The following is an 18,383-nucleotide window of genomic DNA, read 5'->3' on the forward strand; positions in this document are numbered from 1 at the left end:
GGCATAGATCAAATCAAGGCTAACTTACCTATAAACGCTTAGTCCATGAGATAGAATAAACAATTTATGCGTATCACTACTTGTTATCTTTATTATAACCTTGAGTTGCTCTCGCGATCTTTTTCTGTTCGGTATAAGTAAGCTTTTTCTTACCCGCAAAAGGATTCGAAGTTTCTTTAAATTCGATACGAATCGGCGTACCCATAATTTTTAATGACTTACGGTAGTAATTCATTAAGTAGCGTTTATAAGAACTTGGTAGCTTTTTCGCTAAGTTGCCATGTATAACAATAATAGGTGGGTTATACCCTCCAGCATGCGCATATTTAAGTTTGATACGACGACCTTGGTGCATAGGAGGTTGGTGATCAAATACCGCCATATCAAGAATTTTTGTCACCATCGCAGTAGAAATACGCTTAGTAGCACTAATAAATGCTTCTTCTACTGATTCATATAAATGACCAACACCCGTGCCATGTAATGCTGAGATAAAGTGAATTTTCGCAAAATCAATAAAGCCTAAACGTCGATCTAATTCAGATTTAATGCGATCTTTTACATGATCATCTAGACCGTCCCACTTATTGACGGCCAACACTAGTGAACGTCCAGACTCTAAAATAAAGCCAAGTAAACTTAAATCTTGATCGGTAATTCCTTCACGGGCATCTATTACTAACAAACAAACATTTGCATCTTCAATGGCGCGTAGGGTTTTTATTACTGAAAACTTTTCAACAACATCAGTCACATTTTTGCGACGACGAATACCCGCTGTATCAATTAAGGTGTAACTGCGACCATTATGCTCCATTGGAATATAAACACTATCGCGTGTAGTGCCTGGCATATCATAAACAACAACTCGTTCTTCACCCAAGATGCGGTTAGTCAGTGTTGATTTACCGACATTAGGTTTTCCAATAATGGCTAACTTTATTGTGTCATTTTCATTTGGTGCTTGCTCAATTTGCGCTTCAAGTTCGGCCTCTGAAAGCTCGGTTTCATAGTCGCCATCAAACTCATTATTCTCACCATCAACTTTAGGCTGGCCTAACGCTTCAATGTGTGGCGATAATGCCAAGGTCAATAATTGCGTAACTCCGCGCCCGTGCGCTGCAGCAATTTGATGAACATCTTCACCTAAACTTAGCGCATAAAATTCAGCAACGGCCGAGTCAGCATCAATACCATCTACTTTGTTCGCCACTAAAAAGACTTTTTTATTTTGTTTACGTAGGTAATCGGCAATACCATAATCGGCAGCAGTGAGACCATCACGTGCATCTACCAAAAATAATACCGCATCAGCTTCTTCAACCGCCATTAACGACTGCTCTGCCATCAAGGTATCTATACCTTCTTCATCACCTTGAATACCACCAGTGTCGATAACAATAAAAGGATGTTCTTCAACTTCTGCTTTGCCGTATTGGCGATCACGAGTTAACCCTGGATAATCAGCAACCAAAGCATTTCTAGAACGTGTTAAGCGGTTGAACAACGTTGATTTACCAACATTGGGACGGCCCACTAGGGCAACAACAGGAAGCATGAAAACCTCAATATTCAATAAAAACTATTCGCTTTAACTGTCCATTTAGTGAATGAAAAGCAAGCGTTTAAAAACAAGTAACGGCCCCACATGCTAATGCATTGGAGCCGTATACAATTTTAGTACAAAAACTAGCTAAAAGCTGTGAGCTTATTGCTCAGCTTCTATTATTTTAGGCGTTTCGATAACTTCCAAATCACCATCGCGTGATTGGCTATAAATAAGGTTATCGACAACCGTTGGTGTTGAGTGAATACCACTACCATCCACCTCATGTCGAGCCACAATTTCACCAGTTTCTATATTTAACCAGTGCAAATACCCTTCAAAGTCACCGACAACAACGTAGCCGTCAATTACAGCTGGGCCTGTCACACCGCGATTTGTTAGGGCTAAATTACTCCAGCGCTCAATACCATTAACACGATCAATGGCATAAACATGGCCACGAGTATTAGTTAAAAAGATAGTATTACGGTAAACAGCTATCTGACGGTATGATGAGTATTGGCGCTTCCATAAAATACGACCACTTTTAAGCTCTATCGCAGCTAAATTACCACGAGAAGATATCGCGTAAACTTTATCACCGAAAGCAACAGGGGCGGCATCAACATCAATCACTCGTTCAAGCTCAGTTGAACCGGTAGGCTCACCGATTTCAGAAGACCAACCTTGCTGACCTTTTTCTAACAGATAAACATTAACACTACCTTTGCCTGTGCCAACTAAAACACCACCGGAGGCGATAACTGGAGCACTAATACCACGTAAGGTTAAAGCAGGAACATCTTGGTCTACTTCCCAAAGCTCTTCACCATTGGTGGCATTAAACGCTTTCATGACACCTGATGCAGAGTTGACAACTAACACACCTGAATCCATCGCTGGTGCATTAATCACTTCACCTTTAATATCCGCTTGCCAGGCTAGTTCGCCCGTTTCTGCCTCTAGTGCGAACACTTTACCGTTTTCACTACCAATATATATCTTATTCAAACCGGCAACAGGTCCACCAGCAAGTAACGCTGATAATCGACTATCCCAAAAGCTGCGTTCACCTTTAATATCACTTAAATCAGCTTTCCATAATCGCTTCCCTGTTTTTTCATCAAAAGCAATCACATCACCAGCTCGGCTTGCACTAAACACTTTACCGTAAGCAACAATCGGTTTTAAGCGTGAGAAATAATCTTCACTACCATCGCCAACACTTGCATCCCATAACACTTTAGGCTCAAACTTTTGCTCAATGTCAGTTAATTCAGCGACTAAATTCTCTGTATCTTCATCTTCAGTAGAAGAACAACTAAATAACAATCCTGAAAATAACACGACAGCAAGTAACTTTTTTGATGTACTCAACAAGTCTGCAGTAAATTTTTTATTAGAAAAAATCATTCAAAAACCTTACTTAGTTGCTGGTTCAGCAGGTAGGTTTACAGGTAAAGCAGTAACGGTTGCTAAGTCATCTAATTTCATTTGTAAGGCAGGGTTTGTTGCCAGTCCATCAGCAGCTATTGCTGCTTGATATGCAGTGCGTGCAAGCTCTTTTTTATCTTGTAATAAATAAGTATCACCTTTAATTTCTTCAACACTTGCGGTAAAAGAAGCAGGTAATGGGCTTGCCAATGTAGCTAATGCTTGTTCATATTCTTCTAACTGCACTTGCACACGTGCTAAACGTAAGCTGGCAATAGCTTTAATACCTTCGGTAGGCGCACTGCTTATTGCGGTATTTAGTTGTGTTTTTACTTCCGCCCAGTCTTTTGAGTCAGCAGCTACTTTTGCTAACGATAATGCAGTCAGTGAAGCATAACTCGTTTGACCATGCTCGCTGATAAATTTAGCAGCATTTTCATTAAAAGCAGTTTCATCAATAGCAGCGCTTTCAACTAATGTTTGATAGCTGTCAGAAACGGCTAACTCATTTTCTAACTTATTATCTTTATAAAGATTAAAACCAATAAAGCCTGCAAAACCTAAAACGATACCAGCAATAATCATATTGCCATTTTCTTGCCAGTACCCTTTAATTGCTTCTACTTGTTGTTCTTCTGTTTGATAAATTTCCACTTCTTCACCTTCGACTCAAAGTCTTAAATTAATGACGCTAATAAGTTTGGTATTTGTTCAAAAGCCAAACTTTGCTGTTCTTGTTGTCCACGTAAATATTTCACCATAACTTTTTGCTCTGCAATTTCGTTATCGCCAAGTATTAACGCAATTTGTGCGCCTGATTTATCAGCTCGCTTTAATTGTTTTTTCATATTGCCGCCACCACAATGGCACTGCAATCGAATATTCGGTACTTGATCACGCCACTGTTCAGCTAATTTATTCGCTGAAATTTGTGCATCATCACCTAAGATAACAACGTAAGCATCAACCTGTGGGCGAACGTTTGCTACTTTTTCTAAACTGGTGAGCATTAAAACTAAACGTTCAATGCCTAATGCAAAACCAAACGCTGGTGTTGCTTTTCCGCCTAACTGCTCAACTAAACCGTCATAACGGCCGCCAGCACATACAGTACCCTGCGCTCCTAAGCTGTCAGTAACCCATTCAAATACAGTGCGATTATAATAATCTAATCCACGTACTAAACGCTCATTTAATACATAGTTAATTCCAGCAGCATCTAAACGCTGACAAAGGCTAGCAAAGTGAGCTTTTGTTTCTTCGCCAAAATAATCTGATAATTTTGGCGCATCAGTTAGAGCTTCTTGAACTTGCGGGTTTTTACTGTCTAATACGCGTAAAGGGTTCGTATGCATTCGACGCTTAGAGTCTTCGTCTAATAACTCCTCACGCTCCATCAAATAAGCGACTAACGCATCACGGTAACTCGCTCTTTCTTCATTACTACCTAATGAGTTCAACTCTAATGTGACAAATTCATTGATGCCAAGTTCCCGCCATAAACGAGAAGTTAATAAAATAATTTCTGCATCAATATCAGGTGTTGCAATACCAAAGGCTTCTAAGCCAAATTGATGAAATTGACGATAGCGACCTTTTTGTGGTCTTTCATGGCGAAACATTGGCCCCATATACCAAAGGCGTTGTTCTTGATTATATAAAAGTCCGTGTTGATTGCCTGCACGCACACAACTTGCCGTGCCTTCCGGACGTAAAGTTAAACTATCACCATTTCGATCATCAAACGTGTACATCTCTTTTTCAACAATATCGGTAACTTCGCCGATAGAGCGTTTAAAGAGTGCCGTTGATTCAACAATAGGCATACGAATTTCTGCAAAACCATAATTACTAGCGACACGGCGCAATACAGATTCTACCATTTGCCAAACATTTGTTTCGCTTGGCAAGCAATCGTTCATTCCGCGAATTGCTTGTAATGTCTTGTTTTTTGACACTTAATTTTCTCTTCTTTCTTTTTTAACTGAGTGCGAAAAAGTTCTCGCCTAGACGCCATATCAATAATGAACGCGCATTGTACCTAATTAAGAACCGCTAATAAACAAGCAGATTTACTCGTCTATTTTTTTTATCTCGATTTGATTTGATTTATCTAACCGCTCACTCATCACTTTGGCTTTAGCGCGAATTTTTTGCTCAAGTTGGTCGACTAAATCGTTATTATCAAAACGCTCTTTTTGGCGTACTCCATCAAGATAAAAACCACTTTTTTTACTACTACCTGTTAAGCCTAAATCAGAGACCATTGCCTCACCTGGACCATTCACAATACAGCCAATTATTGACACATCCATCGGCGTCATAATATCTTCAATACGTTGCTCTAACGCATTAACAGTAGCGACTACATCAAACTCTTGACGAGAACAGCTAGGACAAGCAATCAGGTTAATACCTCGGCTACGTAGCTTTAACGATTTTAAAATATCAAAACCCACTTTCACTTCTTCAACTGGGTCGGCAGCCAATGAAATACGTAATGTATCACCAATACCTTGGGACAATAACATACCTAACCCCACTGAAGATTTCACAGCACCAGCACGTAAACCACCTGCTTCCGTAATACCAAGGTGTAGAGGGTTATCAATTTGTTTCGCTAATAATTTGTATGACTCTACGGCAAGAAATACGTCAGAGGCTTTGACACTCACTTTGAATTGATCAAAGTTGAGTCTATCTAAAATATCAACATGACGCATGGCTGATTCTAGTAATGCTTCTGGCGTAGGTTCAGTATACTTTTCTTGAATATCTTTTTCTAAAGAGCCGCCATTAACACCAATGCGAATAGGAATATTTTTATCGCGCGCGCACTCAACAACACTGCGCACTCTATCTTCACGACCAATATTACCTGGATTAATACGCAAACAATCTGCACCATATTCAGCCACTTTAAGGGCAATACGGTAATCAAAATGAATATCGGTAACAAGAGGAACATTCACTTGTTGTTTTATTTCTCGAAAAGCTTCGGCGGCATCCATCGTTGGTACACTCACACGAACAATATCAGCACCTACGGCTTCTAATGACTTTATTTGTGCAACAGTAGCGGCAACATCCGTTGTTTGAGTGTTAGTCATTGACTGTACAGATATGGGAGCACCACCACCAACAGGCACATTACCCACCATAATTTGACGAGATTTGCGACGAATAATAGGAGATTCTTTAAACATAACTTTTCTTTAATACTTAATTAATTAGTTGAGTATACATACTCATTATGGCGCTAGCGGCAAGGTAAACTTAGCGATATTGCCAACATTGAATGAAGACATATCAATAGCTTGATCATTAAAAACAATAGAAGCTAGCTCTGGCTTTCCTAAAGTAACTTTTAGCGGCGCCTGACCTGACACTGTCATAACATAGCCTGATTTTTTGACGCCCCATGCGATACGCTCCCCTGTGGCATCATATATATTCACCCAGCAATCACCAGAAAAAGTGAACACTGCCGTACTAACACTAGGCACTTGTTCTATTGCTTCATTCGTGTCTAGCTGAGATGACTCAGTATTCACGAGCACTGTTGGCTCAGCACTATTCTCTTGCGTGTTCGCTTCTACAACAACATTTACTGGAGTACTTGCTTGAGCAGTCGTTATTTCTTCAGAGCTTACAGACTCTTCTTCAATTTTTGGCGTTTCATGTTGCTGCTCAGAGTCACTCACTTGGCTATCAGTCTTATTAGCTAGTTGCTCTGTTTCTGACTTCACACTATCAACTACAATAGACTCTGTATTGCCAGCATCAGGAGTTTGTAACCACCATAACACCATAAGACCGAATAAGGTGGCAGCAATTAAATAACTAAACCACATGAGGCGACTATGCTCAGCTTGCTTCTCTGTTAAATTTGAAAAGCTTTGCATTTCACTACGCTGTACTTCAGCAATACCCAGCATGTCATAAGCACTAAGTACTTCATCAACATCTACGTTGACAAGTTTGGCATAACTGCGTAAATAGCCTCGGTTAAAGGTTGCTGGCAATTTGTTATCAAAAACATCTTGCTCAATATCTGCTACTAAACATTTTTTAAAGTTTAACTTGTCAGCAATATCCTCAATGGTTAATGATAGCTTTTTTCGAGCATCACTTAACATTTGCCCAGGGCCAACCACAATCATATCTTCACAAAGTTCATCAACTTGTGTGTCGGGATTGGCTGTTAATACGTCTTTATTCATTAATCTGAGCTACCACCCTTTGGGTTTTCGACAAACAATTTATCATTTATACGGATTTTCTTTTTCGTTGAAAGATTGTTCCAACTACGTAATGCTTTAATTTTAACATTATATTTTATCGAGATACCGTACAAAGTATCACCTTTAGCAACAATATGTACTGCAGGTTGCGGCTTACTTACCACTTTGGTTGCTTGCTCACTTTCTTTTAATTCAGTTGATTCACTGGTTGATAGTTTTTCTTGCGCTTTTACTGCAACCACTTCTTCTACTGTATCTTCAACAATAGGCTCAGGCTTTTTAGCAACATGAAATATTTCCCTATCTTCAGGTGGAATATGTGCTTGTGCTGCTTGCTCAGGCGCTTGAGCAATACTGGTATTTTCACTTACAGCCTCAATTTCTTTTGCATGGCTTTGTGTTAAATCCGTCGTTACTTTATCCGCAATAACAAGCGACTCTTCAACTATTGGCGCTTGAGCAATATCTTCTGCCGTAGTTTGCACAGCCTTTTCTATAGTTTCTTCAGTTGCACTATTAGTTGAGGTAGTTGGAGCAGTTAAGACAACAACGGGCTTTTCTTTAGCACCAACAGAAACAGAGTTATTAGTAGCAGCTTCCTTGATAACCGTGTCCGTATCCGCTGTCATTGCAGCTGCTGCTGTGATTTCAGCTGCAGGTTTATCCACAGTATTAGCTAATGCTGTGTTTACTGAACTTTCTACATTTTCTGTATTTTTAGCATTTTCTCCAGCACTTTTATTCGTTAGGTTTGTTGTAGTTTGCCCATCTGAGAGTGCGTTTTCTGTTATTTCACTTTGGGTTGTCGCAACTTCAGATACTTTACCTTCGGTCACAGTGTTGGTAGAAACAGGCATTTCATTAGTGACATTTTGCTCAGCTACGCCCTCGGCTGCCATTCCCGTTGTAGCTGGTGCCATAGAAAGTACTGAGTTAATTGATTGACTAGTAGCAATGGCGCCTCCAGCAACAGCACCAGCACTAGGCACTAATGTTTTAGTGGTTTTTGTTGTAGTCACACCTTGGCTAGTTAAAGTTTTGGTTGGCTTCTGGCTAGTATTTGCAACTAGCTCATCATTAGCTACCATAGTACTTTGACCAGCCGCTTCACTGTTTACTGTAGACTTATTAGTGTTCGTTGTTATCGCAGTTTTTTTGTTTGGTGATAACTTAACTATACGCTTTTTCGGTTTAGCATCTTGTGCTTTTATTTGGGTTAACTGATACCTTTTCGCTAAATTATCTGCATCAATCAATTCCAACTCATTCAATAAATACTGTTGAGCTTCCCATGACTGCGGGTACATTTTTACCAGCATAGCGCCATAATTTTTTGCCGTGCGCTTTTGATCTAATTTCAAATAGACTTTATAAGCCAATGCCAATGATTGTGAAGTAAAGCGTCGGGTCACTTTCTCAAAACGCTGCTGAAAGCTTTTCGCAGCTTGATATTCACCCATTGCATATTGTAAGCGCACCATTTGAAATAAAATAGACGAATTACTTGGGCTATGCATGATTGCTTTATTTAAATAACTTTCTGCTTTTTCAAAATCATCTGTTTGTAAAAAACATGACGCTAAGTTTTCATAACTTTTCGAAACAAGCAAATAGGTAGGGACAGCTATCGCTTTTAAAAATTGCTCTTCAGCTGCTTCAACTTGATCTTGTCGGCACAGGTATACACCATAGTTGTTGAGTGTGTCTGCATCATCACTTTTTATTGATAACGCTGTTTCATATGAGTCTATGGTAAGTTTATGCTCACCAACCGTTTCATAGTAATGGGCAAATGCCGTATAAACTTGTACCATTTGCGGGGCGAATTTTTTGGCTTTTTCTAAGTTTTGCTTGGCTTGGGGCATATTGCCCATTTTTAAATAACCGAGTCCTAAAGATATGCGTGTTGCTGCCATATCATCTCTATTAGACTGATTATTAACAACAGGTGTTTCACCGTTTTCAAAATTTTGTGTTACACAAGCCGAAAGGGCAAAAGACACGGCTAATGCAAGTACAGTAGTAAATTGATGCTTAATCAAAAAAAATTTCCCCTAAATTTGCCTGATTTATCTATTTAGCGCTAACGAGTCAGGTATTTATTATCTCAAACCATTTTTACTGAAATTTCATCAGCTTTCACCTGTTTTTTTGCACTATTTTCTGATGACTTAGAATCTGACTGTATTTGAGTACGTTTAGTTCTATCTAAAACATCACCCGCCAACTGCCCACATGCGGCGTCAATATCATCACCACGCGTTCTACGAGTAATCACAGTTAAGCCATAGCTTTGTAGTACTTTATCAAAACGATCAATACGTGAATTACTTGGGCGCTTGTAAGGCGAACCTGGATAAGGATTGAATGGAATTAAGTTAATTTTACTGGGTAAATCTTTTAGTGCATGGGCTAAAGCGTGTGCTTGCTCAGTTGAATCATTGACACGATCAAGCATGACATATTCTATAGTAGCCTGTTTGTTTGCTTTTGAACCATCGATATAACGGCCTGCTGCAGCTAAAAATTCCTCTAAAGGATATTTTTTATTAATCGGCACTAAAACATCACGCAAGGCATTGTCTGGCGCATGAACAGAGATAGCCAGAGCGCAATCAATTTTTTCTTTTAACATATCAAGTGCTGGGACAACACCTGAAGTACTTACTGTTACACGCCGTTTTGATAAACCATAACCTAAGTCGTTAAGCATGGTATCAAGTGCTGGAATAAGGTTTTTCATATTCAGTAACGGCTCACCCATGCCCATCATCACAATATTAGTGATTGGACGTTTGCCCGTAATGCGCGTAGCACCAATATCATTGGCCACTCGCCAAACCTGACCAATAATTTCAGCCATAGATAAGTTACGGTTAAAGCCTTGTTGTGCTGTGGAACAAAATGTACATTCAAGAGCACAACCTACTTGTGAAGAAACACATAAAGTTGCGCGATCATTTTCAGGTATCCAAACCGTTTCAACTTCTTGACCACCTTCTAATACAAGCGCGTATTTAATTGTGCCATCATTAGAAACTTGTTTCTGTGAGATTTCAGGCGCTTTAATTTCACAATTACGTTGTAGTTTTTCTCTAAGCTTTTTGTTCAAGTTAGTCATTTGCTCGAAATCAGAATAACCAAAGTGATAAATCCACTTCATTATTTGATCTGCTCGAAATGGTTTCTCGCCTATTTCAGCAAAGTACTCACGCATGCCTTTATGGTCAAAATTCAATAAATTAACTTTAACGCGCTCTTTGGCAACTTCTTTAACCATTACTTCGCTCATACAACAAACTCTCAAAAACTAACAGGAAAACATAAATCAGGGTCGCGAATTGTACGCTTTTTAAGCAAAATTCGCAATTTTACCGCTAAGGTAAAAACACAAAAGGATTTTACTGACTATTCAGTAAAATCCTTTGTTTATTAATTCAATCATCAATCAAAGCAGACGATGTATGTGCTAGTAAGTTTTAAACAATGTATTTCGACACCTATATAAAACGAAGCTAAAGCGACAGTGCTGCAAAGATTAAATCTGAATTAACGAGTACGTGGACAGATCTCTTCGTCTGAGAAGAAATAAGCAATTTCACGTGCTGCAGACTCAAGTGCATCACTACCGTGAGCCGCATTTTCATCTATTGAATTAGCAAGATCAGCACGGATAGTACCGGCTAATGCTTCAGCTGGGTTAGTAGCACCCATGATTTCACGATTTTTAAGAACAGCGTTTTCGCCTTCTAATACTTGCACCATTACTGGGCCAGAAGTCATAAATTCAACTAAAGCACCAAAGAAAGGACGTTCGCTATGCTCAGCATAAAATCCTTCTGCTTTTTCTTTACTTAAGTGAAGCATTTTTGCAGCAACGATCTTAAGACCAGCAGTTTCAAAACGGTTGTAGATTTGACCAATAACATTTTTTGCTACTGCATCAGGTTTTACGATAGAAAAAGTACGTTCGATAGCCATGTGAAGCCCTCATTAAAATAAACTAAAAATTAAAATTTATTGCGCTTTATCCCTTAAATACATGTAAAGGGATAAATTTTGGCGCGATTATAGACGAATATGAACTAAAAGACTAATACTATCCAACGTGCAGGGATTAGTTTAACGAGGGGTTACTATTACATCTCTTTTTTTAGTTTAATAATCAAATCGATATGAGGGATTAAGCCTTCAATTTCTTCTAGGTGTTTTCTTAACGATTGCCACTGGTGTAACTCCAGTTTACCTGAGTCTAAAATAGCGTGTTTTAACTCTTCCACTAGCGAGTTCTTATCATCATTTTCAATAAACTCATCGATGCGCAATAAGCTATCAATATCATCTTGACTGATAATCTCGTCAGAATTACTCGACTTAACCATGGCAATTTACCTCTATTGGTGTCAATGCTTACAAACTAACACGACGGTACTGTCGATATTCAGCCTGCCAGTAATTTCGCTCTATTTTGGCTTTAAGTTCTTCATCTGATATTGGCAAAGCAAGCTTTTCTTCATAGGCCACTTTAGCAATAGCAAAAGCTATATCTTTACTTAACTGCGCAATGCCAGTTAATGGCGGTAATAACTCTCCTTCGCCAGTATTGGCTAACGGCGATGCCGCAGCTAATGTTTCGCTAGCAACCTGCAACATTCTATCGGTAATACGATTAATATTTGCGGCAATAACTCCCAAACCTATACCTGGGAAAATATAACTATTATTACATTGCGCAATAGGGAAAACTTTGCCTTGGTATTCAACAGCATCAAATGGGCTCCCTGTTGCTATAATCACCTTACCTTCCGTCCAATGAATAACTTGACTTGGGGTTGCTTCTACTTGTCTTGATGGATTACTTAATGGAAAAACAATCGGTGTCGCGCAATGTTGCTTCATTGCTTTAATGACATCTTCGGTAAATAAGCCCGCTTGCCCTGAAACACCGATTAATACATCAGGTTTAGCGTTATTAACCACTTCAAGTAGTGAGGCATAGTCCCCTTCTATTTGCCATTGTTTAAGCGCCATTTTATTTTGTGTTAATTGTGCTTGAAAATCCCTTAAATCATCCATTCCTTCGGTTAGTAAACCATAACGGTCAACCATGAATACTTGGCTTCGCGCTTGTGCTGGAGAAATACCTTCGCTTATCATTTGCGTGATTATTTGTTCCGCAATACCACAACCTGCAGAACCAGAGCCCACAAAGGCTACTTTCAGTTGAGACAATTTAACATTTACACTGCGACAGGCTGCCAGTAAAGTCCCGACAGTCACAGATGCGGTTCCTTGGATATCATCATTAAAACAGCAAATTTTATCCCTGTAGCGTTTTAATAACGGCATTGCATTAGGTTGTGCAAAGTCTTCAAACTGCAACATAACGTGAGGCCAACGTCGTTTAATGGCGCTGATGAATAGTTCTAAAAACTCATCGTATTCTGCTTGCCCTATCCGCTTATGACGAGCTCCCATGTACATAGGATCATCAAGTAATTTTTGGTTATTCGTACCGACATCTAACATTACAGGTAAAGTATAAGCTGGGCTTATTCCACCACAGGCTGTGTATAAAGAGAGTTTACCAATTGGGATACCCATACCGCCTATGCCTTGATCTCCTAACCCTAAAATACGCTCGCCATCAGTAACAACAATCACTTTCACTTTGTTTTTAGTGGCATTTCGCAAAATATCATCTATTTGATATCTGTCTTCATAAGCAATGAATAAACCACGTGAGCTACGGTAAATATCAGAAAATTGCTCACAAGCATCACCGACAGTTGGCGTGTAAATAATAGGCATCATTTCAGCTAAATGACTTTGCACCAGCTTAAAAAATAAGGTTTCATTATTGTCATGAATAGCACGTAAATAAATATGTTTATTAATATTGCTATGAAAGCTACTAAACTGACGGTAAGCACGTGCTACTTGCTCATCAATAGACTCAAATCTAGGGGGGAGTAAACCTGTTAAATTGAAACTAATACGCTCTTGCTCTGTAAAAGCGCTACCTTTATTAAGTAAAGGCGTTTCAAGTAAAGTTGGGCCAGCGTATGGTATATATAGAGGACGTTTGCTTTGAGTCATTTGTATTTAATGCTTATGTCAATCAATATTCTCGATATGAATAACGAAAATAGACGTGGTTAATATTTAGATGAAGTATAGATGATATTAACGGGTCAGCAAAGGTTAATTATGCTAAGTGAATTAAGTATTTGATCAATTCAGAGCTGAATGATCCATTACTTAATTAAATTTATATTATTCAGCGTGCATAAAACGGGGTAGCGATATGTAAACGCTTAACATTATTACGATTAAGTTAATCTGCTTCACTGATCCAAGCTAATTGAATGGCTTCTAAGACCCGCTCACCACAATGATTAGGATCATCATCAAAGCGCTCCAAGTTAAGCACCCACTCTCTTAGTTCAGTAAAGTGTAGTTTTAGGGGGTCTACATCAGGGTGTTCTTCAATTAAATCTAGTGCTATTTCTAATGAATCAATCCATTTCAATCCAGCCATAATATGTTCACTCGTTATTTAAATAAAAGATGAAACCAAAAATAATCTACTACTAACATTAGTATAAGCCACAGCAATAGCAACCGAGCCCTTTTACAAAAAGCACAATCAGTTTGCCACCACTGTTTTAGCTGAGTAGCTAGGCTCACTCTTTTCATTTATTAACTGAATAATTTCTTAAGCATAGATTTATTTTCTACCGCTTTTAATGGCTTTGCAACTGCCGGCGAAGAAACTAAAGGATTAAAACCATCAATGCTTACATAAGAGATAGGCTTTTCATCTGGAGATAGGTGTTTTTCAAAATCTCCTGTGGCTGGGTTAAATCGATACTCTTTCGACCAAACGTGAATATTTTCAGTTAAGGTATTGATCGCATTAACCACCGACTTTACTTCAGCATCAGTCGTTGTTGGGTGAAAAGAAGCTCTTATCCAACCGGGTTTTTCGCAATAGTCACCTTCGTCAATTTGCTGGGTAATTTGTTGCGATTTATCCTGATCAACATTTAATAAAATATGTCCATAAGTACCCGCACATGAGCAACCGCCACGTGTTTGAATACCAAATTTATCATTAAGTAGACGTACGACTAAATTATAGTGAACATTGGTGACATAAAAAGACACAATAGCTAATCGATCAGTCACACTTGGCTCAAGCATTATTACGCGATCATTTTTGTTTAACTCAGCCATCACATAATCAGTTATCTCTTGTTCACGAGCAGCGATTTTATCTGTGCCCATAGCCTCTTTCACCTTAATTGCTAAGGCAGTACGGATACATTGTAGGAAACCGGGCGTACCACCATCTTCACGTACTTCAATATTATTGAAAAAACTGTGCTCTCCCCATGGGTTAGTCCAAGTTACTGTGCCACCACCAGGGTGATCGGGAACTTTATTTTTATAAAGACTTTTATTAAATATCAGCACGCCTGAGCTGCCAGGACCACCCAAAAATTTATGAGGAGAAAAGAAAATAGCATCTAAAGCTTGTGCTTTATTCACCGGATGCATATCAATATCAACATAAGGCGCAGAGCAAGCGAAATCGACAAAACATAAACCACCATGCTCATGCATAATCTCAGCAAGGTGGTGATAAGGTGTTTTTATACCCGTAACATTAGAACAGGCTGTAAATGATCCTATTTTCACTTTTCGATCTTTATATTTCGCCAATAATTGTGCCAAGCTCGATAGTGACGGGAGTCCTTGTTCATCACTGTCAATTATTTCTAGAGTGACATCGCATTCATACCAAGTAGTTTGATTAGAGTGATGCTCCATGTGAGTAATAAATACGACCGGCTTTTCTTCCTCACTAAAACTCACTTGCTCTGCCATTCGCTCAGGAATACGCAAACCGAGAATACGCTGAAATTTATTTACCACATCAGTCATACCTGCGCCTGAGGTAATTAAAATATCATTATCACAAGCATTAACATGGCGTTTAATGACCTTTTGCGCATCATGATAAGCATGGGTCATGGTACTGCCAGTTAAGTTAGTTTCTGTATGGGTATTGGCAACATAAGGACCTAAGGTATCATTAATATAAGCTTCGATTGGCTGATATAAGCGACCACTAGCTGTCCAATCAGCATAAATAATGGCTTGTTCTTTACCGTTAATTTCGTGCGTTAAATTTTGACCAATAATATATTGGCGAAATTTGGAAAAATGTTGCTCTAACGACATGTATTATCCTCTTTTAAATCGACTACATTGAAAGAGGAGTTGTTCGCTGATTACTCTGACTGAGGCTTAGGTTTAGGCACAATCAAAGGCAATTCAGTTGAACATTTAATCTCTTCCATGGCAAAACTAGACGTTACATCGGTTAAACTTGTGGCTTGTATAAAACGCTGATAGAAATTGTCATAGCTCGCAATATCCTTTACAACAACACGGAGCAAATAATCATATTCACCACTCATGCGATAAAAGTCGACCACTTCTGGGAAGGCCGACACCGTTGTAGAAAATTTTGTTAGCCAATCACTGTCATGTTTACTGGTTTTAACTTGCACAAACACAGAAACGCTTAAATCTAATAACTGAGCATCAAGTAAAGCAACCTTGCCTTTAATTACACCGCTTTTTTCTAGTTTTTGTAAACGACGCCAGCAAGGTGTTTTAGTTAAACCAACTCGCTTTGCTAACTCGTCGACTGAAATACTAGCATCGCTTTGTAAAATAGCAATAAGTTGCATATCAGTGTCACTTAAGTGCATTTCGTTCTCTTTTTTAGCTTAATTTAGAATAAAATACTAAAACACTAAAAGATATTCAAGTGCAATGAAAAGTTATCCCTTAGAAATATCAATCAGTGAAATTTAATTTTTTGAAAAAGGCTGAAAAAAAATTAAAAAAAGTTGAAAAAATTGCTAGAAGAGCAAATAAACAAGAATTTAAGGCGTTTTCATTTGTTAATAAATCGTGTAACACTATAACCATCTTAATACTGACAATAACGTTAACGAGAGCAATATTTCCATGACAAAAACTTATTTTATGCTTGCCTTATTCATCAGTTTATTTTTAGCAAGTTTAACAAGTCAAGCGATGGAATATCGAGGCTTAACACTACAAAAAATCACCCTCGATAGTGGTAAAGAAATTCCCTTATACGGCAATAGTCACGCATTAATTATTGGTAGCAGCGCTTATAAAAATGGTTGGACACCTTTACCTGGTGTACTTAGTGATATTGAGGCCATAAAAGAAGTTCTAGAATTACACAGCTTCACAACGACCATGGTCATTGATCCTACAAGAGATCAACTCCTTGACGCCTTCGATAAATTTAAACGTACCTATGGCAAAAAGTCGAATGCGAGGTTAGTTATTTATTATGCTGGTCACGGCCATTCGCTTTCAGATCCATTAATGGGCGAGTCTGGCTATATCGTTCCTGTCGAAGCACCACTACCAAGTCAAGATCTTGATGGTTTTCTAGATAGTGCTATTGATATGGAAGAAATAAAAACCTTAGCAAAACGTTTTCGTAGTAAGCATGCTTATTTTGTTTTCGACTCTTGTTTCGCTGGTACTATTTTTCGATCAAGAGCGGCCAGTACTCCCGGACATATAACTGACATGGTTGCTCACCCGGTACGTCAATTTCAAACGGCGGGCGATGCCAATGAAATAGTGCCAGACATCAGTATATTTCGCCGATATTTTGTCCGCGCTTTACAAGGTGCTGCAGATGTCGATGGTGATGGCTATATCCTTGCTTCAGAAATAGATAACTATTTAAAACGCTTTGTCATTGGCGATACCAATGGTTTACAACATCCCCGTGGTGGTAAAATGATGGATCCTCGCTTTAATGAAGGGGATGTAGTATTTGCAGTGCCTGAGCGTTCTTCTATTAAGCAAGAGCCGAAAGTGGCACAAGTCATTCATCAAACAAACAGCATCAAGCAAGCTACACAGCAGCAGGTGAGCAACAACACAATTAGCAACTCCGTCATTATTGTTAATAACAATGAAGAGTTAGCAAATAAACATTATCAACAAGGTATGAATGCTTTATTAGGTATTAATGGTCATTACGATATGGCCCTCGCCAGTCGTGCATTTACACGTGGAGCAGAGGCCGGCCATCAACGTTCTGCAGCACTCCTTGCTGATATGTATTATTCCGGCGCAGATGGTAGCGGTATCGATTTTGAAAAAGCTTGGCAATTACTCGATGAGCCAGTCAAGTCAGGGGACTTATATGCGCGTTATTTAAAAGCAAAAATACAACAACGCGGTCTTCCTGTTGCTGGTGGAAGTGAAGCCATTAAAACAGGCATAGCTGAATTTAAAGCGATAATACCACAATTAAGAAATGATGCTTTTGAAGGTGATGTAATGCTTTCAAGCGCATTGGGCTATATCTACGTTGCACTCAAAGAGAATAACAAAAGTGCCATGTGGCTTAAAAGAGGTGTAAAAGGAGGAGACTTACTAGCCATAAATAATCTCGCCACCTCTTATATCCATGGTACAGGCGTTAAAGTCAATATATCAAAAGCGATAGCAATGTTTGAACAAGCTGCTAATGCGGGTAATGCTGTCGCTATGCGAAATTTAGCTTCGCAATATTTTTATGGCGAGCATGTTAACCGTGATTTTAAAGAAGCCCTACACTGGTATAAAAGGGCTATCGAGTTAGGAGACAGCAATGCGATGGCCAATTTAGGGACAATGTACAGTAAAGGTTATGGTGTTGAAAAAGATCTAGCCAAAGCGATTGACTGGTATAAAAAAGCTGCACAACTTGGAGACTCTGTAGCAATGAGAAATTTAGGCCTTTCTTATATCCAAGGGTTAGGTGTCGACATTGATTACAATGAAAGTCTTAAGTGGACACAAAAATCTATCGCTTTAGGGAATAGCACAGCTATGTTTGATCTTGCGCTTTTCTATAAGAAAGGCTTGGGTGGAGAAGTCGATCACCAAAAAGCATTATATTGGGCAGAAAAATCAGCTGAATCAGGCAACCCTCATGTATTGCAATACTTACCCTTGTTTGAGCAGCAAGCGAAATAACAAATAACATAAAAAAACCCGCTATAGCTTTTGGTTATAGCGGGTTTTTGGCATTTAATAGT

The 18,383-nt window shown here is 38.9% G+C and carries 15 protein-coding genes; 1 reads left to right on the top strand and 14 read right to left on the bottom strand.

The annotated features are described in order from the left end of the window. Positions 1–76: 76 nt before the first annotated feature. From der to AC27GZ_RS12975, 14 genes are all read right to left on the bottom strand, one after another. Positions 77–1,558 carry a ribosome biogenesis GTPase Der gene (der, locus tag AC27GZ_RS12910; RefSeq protein ID WP_487095850.1) on the bottom strand — a complete coding sequence of 494 codons (1,482 nt, stop codon included), beginning with the start codon at positions 1,556–1,558 and terminating at the stop codon, positions 77–79. Positions 1,559–1,708: 150 nt separating this feature from the next. After that, positions 1,709–2,959, bottom strand: coding sequence for an outer membrane protein assembly factor BamB (bamB, locus tag AC27GZ_RS12915; RefSeq protein WP_487095613.1), 1,251 nt, complete (start codon positions 2,957–2,959; stop codon positions 1,709–1,711). A gap of 9 nt (positions 2,960–2,968) precedes the next feature. Further along, complete coding sequence (locus AC27GZ_RS12920) at positions 2,969–3,634, bottom strand: YfgM family protein (protein ID WP_487095614.1); 666 nt, start codon at positions 3,632–3,634, stop codon at positions 2,969–2,971. 23 nt (positions 3,635–3,657) lie between these two features. Continuing rightward, positions 3,658–4,938, bottom strand: a complete 1,281-nt coding sequence (gene hisS, locus AC27GZ_RS12925) for a histidine--tRNA ligase (protein WP_487095615.1) — start codon at positions 4,936–4,938, stop codon at positions 3,658–3,660. Positions 4,939–5,052: 114 nt separating this feature from the next. Next, positions 5,053–6,186: a flavodoxin-dependent (E)-4-hydroxy-3-methylbut-2-enyl-diphosphate synthase gene (gene ispG / locus AC27GZ_RS12930; RefSeq protein ID WP_487095616.1), complete on the bottom strand. Its 1,134-nt coding sequence runs from the start codon at positions 6,184–6,186 to the stop codon at positions 5,053–5,055. Between the two features lie 45 nt (positions 6,187–6,231). Continuing rightward, a complete protein-coding gene (locus AC27GZ_RS12935) occupies positions 6,232–7,203 on the bottom strand; it encodes a RodZ domain-containing protein (protein ID WP_487095617.1) in 972 nt (323 codons plus the stop codon). Next, positions 7,203–9,266, bottom strand: a complete 2,064-nt coding sequence (pilW, locus tag AC27GZ_RS12940; RefSeq protein ID WP_487095618.1) for a type IV pilus biogenesis/stability protein PilW — start codon at positions 9,264–9,266, stop codon at positions 7,203–7,205. The genes AC27GZ_RS12935 and pilW overlap by 1 nt, the downstream gene beginning before the upstream one ends. A gap of 65 nt (positions 9,267–9,331) precedes the next feature. Further along, positions 9,332–10,504, bottom strand: coding sequence for a dual-specificity RNA methyltransferase RlmN (rlmN, locus tag AC27GZ_RS12945; protein WP_487095851.1), 1,173 nt, complete (start codon positions 10,502–10,504; stop codon positions 9,332–9,334). A 269-nt stretch (positions 10,505–10,773) separates the two neighbouring features. After that, positions 10,774–11,205, bottom strand: coding sequence for a nucleoside-diphosphate kinase (gene ndk / locus AC27GZ_RS12950; protein ID WP_487095620.1), 432 nt, complete (start codon positions 11,203–11,205; stop codon positions 10,774–10,776). Between the two features lie 158 nt (positions 11,206–11,363). Next, a complete protein-coding gene (locus AC27GZ_RS12955; RefSeq protein WP_487095621.1) occupies positions 11,364–11,606 on the bottom strand; it encodes a hypothetical protein in 243 nt (80 codons plus the stop codon). Positions 11,607–11,634: 28 nt separating this feature from the next. After that, on the bottom strand, positions 11,635–13,323 hold the full coding sequence (locus tag AC27GZ_RS12960; protein WP_487095622.1) for an NAD-dependent malic enzyme: 1,689 nt from the start codon (positions 13,321–13,323) through the stop codon (positions 11,635–11,637). Positions 13,324–13,561: 238 nt separating this feature from the next. Then, positions 13,562–13,765: a Fe-S cluster assembly protein IscX gene (gene iscX, locus AC27GZ_RS12965; protein ID WP_487095623.1), complete on the bottom strand. Its 204-nt coding sequence runs from the start codon at positions 13,763–13,765 to the stop codon at positions 13,562–13,564. A 161-nt stretch (positions 13,766–13,926) separates the two neighbouring features. Continuing rightward, positions 13,927–15,474, bottom strand: a complete 1,548-nt coding sequence (locus tag AC27GZ_RS12970) for an aminotransferase class V-fold PLP-dependent enzyme (RefSeq protein WP_487095624.1) — start codon at positions 15,472–15,474, stop codon at positions 13,927–13,929. Between the two features lie 50 nt (positions 15,475–15,524). Further along, positions 15,525–16,010, bottom strand: coding sequence for an Lrp/AsnC family transcriptional regulator (locus AC27GZ_RS12975; protein WP_487095625.1), 486 nt, complete (start codon positions 16,008–16,010; stop codon positions 15,525–15,527). Positions 16,011–16,272: 262 nt separating this feature from the next. On the opposite strand from AC27GZ_RS12975, the gene AC27GZ_RS12980 reads away from it, so the two are divergent. Further along, positions 16,273–18,321, top strand: coding sequence for a caspase family protein (locus AC27GZ_RS12980; RefSeq protein ID WP_487095626.1), 2,049 nt, complete (start codon positions 16,273–16,275; stop codon positions 18,319–18,321). Positions 18,322–18,383 lie beyond the last annotated feature (62 nt).

It is taken from the genome of Colwellia sp. SU-HH00943, assembly GCF_057546125.1.

What these genes read in the sequence shown, in the direction of transcription:
- AC27GZ_RS12980 (WP_487095626.1), top strand. Translation starts at nt 16,273, where the DNA reads ATGACAAAAACTTATTTTATGCTTGCCTTATTCATCAGTTTATTTTTA.
- AC27GZ_RS12935 (WP_487095617.1), bottom strand. Translation starts at nt 7,203, where the DNA reads ATGAATAAAGACGTATTAACAGCCAATCCCGACACACAAGTTGATGAA.
- iscX (WP_487095623.1), bottom strand. Translation starts at nt 13,765, where the DNA reads ATGGCTGGATTGAAATGGATTGATTCATTAGAAATAGCACTAGATTTA.
- AC27GZ_RS12975 (WP_487095625.1), bottom strand. Translation starts at nt 16,010, where the DNA reads ATGCACTTAAGTGACACTGATATGCAACTTATTGCTATTTTACAAAGC.
- rlmN (WP_487095851.1), bottom strand. Translation starts at nt 10,504, where the DNA reads ATGGTTAAAGAAGTTGCCAAAGAGCGCGTTAAAGTTAATTTATTGAAT.
- AC27GZ_RS12970 (WP_487095624.1), bottom strand. Translation starts at nt 15,474, where the DNA reads ATGTCGTTAGAGCAACATTTTTCCAAATTTCGCCAATATATTATTGGT.
- ispG (WP_487095616.1), bottom strand. Translation starts at nt 6,186, where the DNA reads ATGTTTAAAGAATCTCCTATTATTCGTCGCAAATCTCGTCAAATTATG.
- bamB (WP_487095613.1), bottom strand. Translation starts at nt 2,959, where the DNA reads ATGATTTTTTCTAATAAAAAATTTACTGCAGACTTGTTGAGTACATCA.
- AC27GZ_RS12960 (WP_487095622.1), bottom strand. Translation starts at nt 13,323, where the DNA reads ATGACTCAAAGCAAACGTCCTCTATATATACCATACGCTGGCCCAACT.
- ndk (WP_487095620.1), bottom strand. Translation starts at nt 11,205, where the DNA reads ATGGCTATCGAACGTACTTTTTCTATCGTAAAACCTGATGCAGTAGCA.
- der (WP_487095850.1), bottom strand. Translation starts at nt 1,558, where the DNA reads ATGCTTCCTGTTGTTGCCCTAGTGGGCCGTCCCAATGTTGGTAAATCA.
- AC27GZ_RS12955 (WP_487095621.1), bottom strand. Translation starts at nt 11,606, where the DNA reads ATGGTTAAGTCGAGTAATTCTGACGAGATTATCAGTCAAGATGATATT.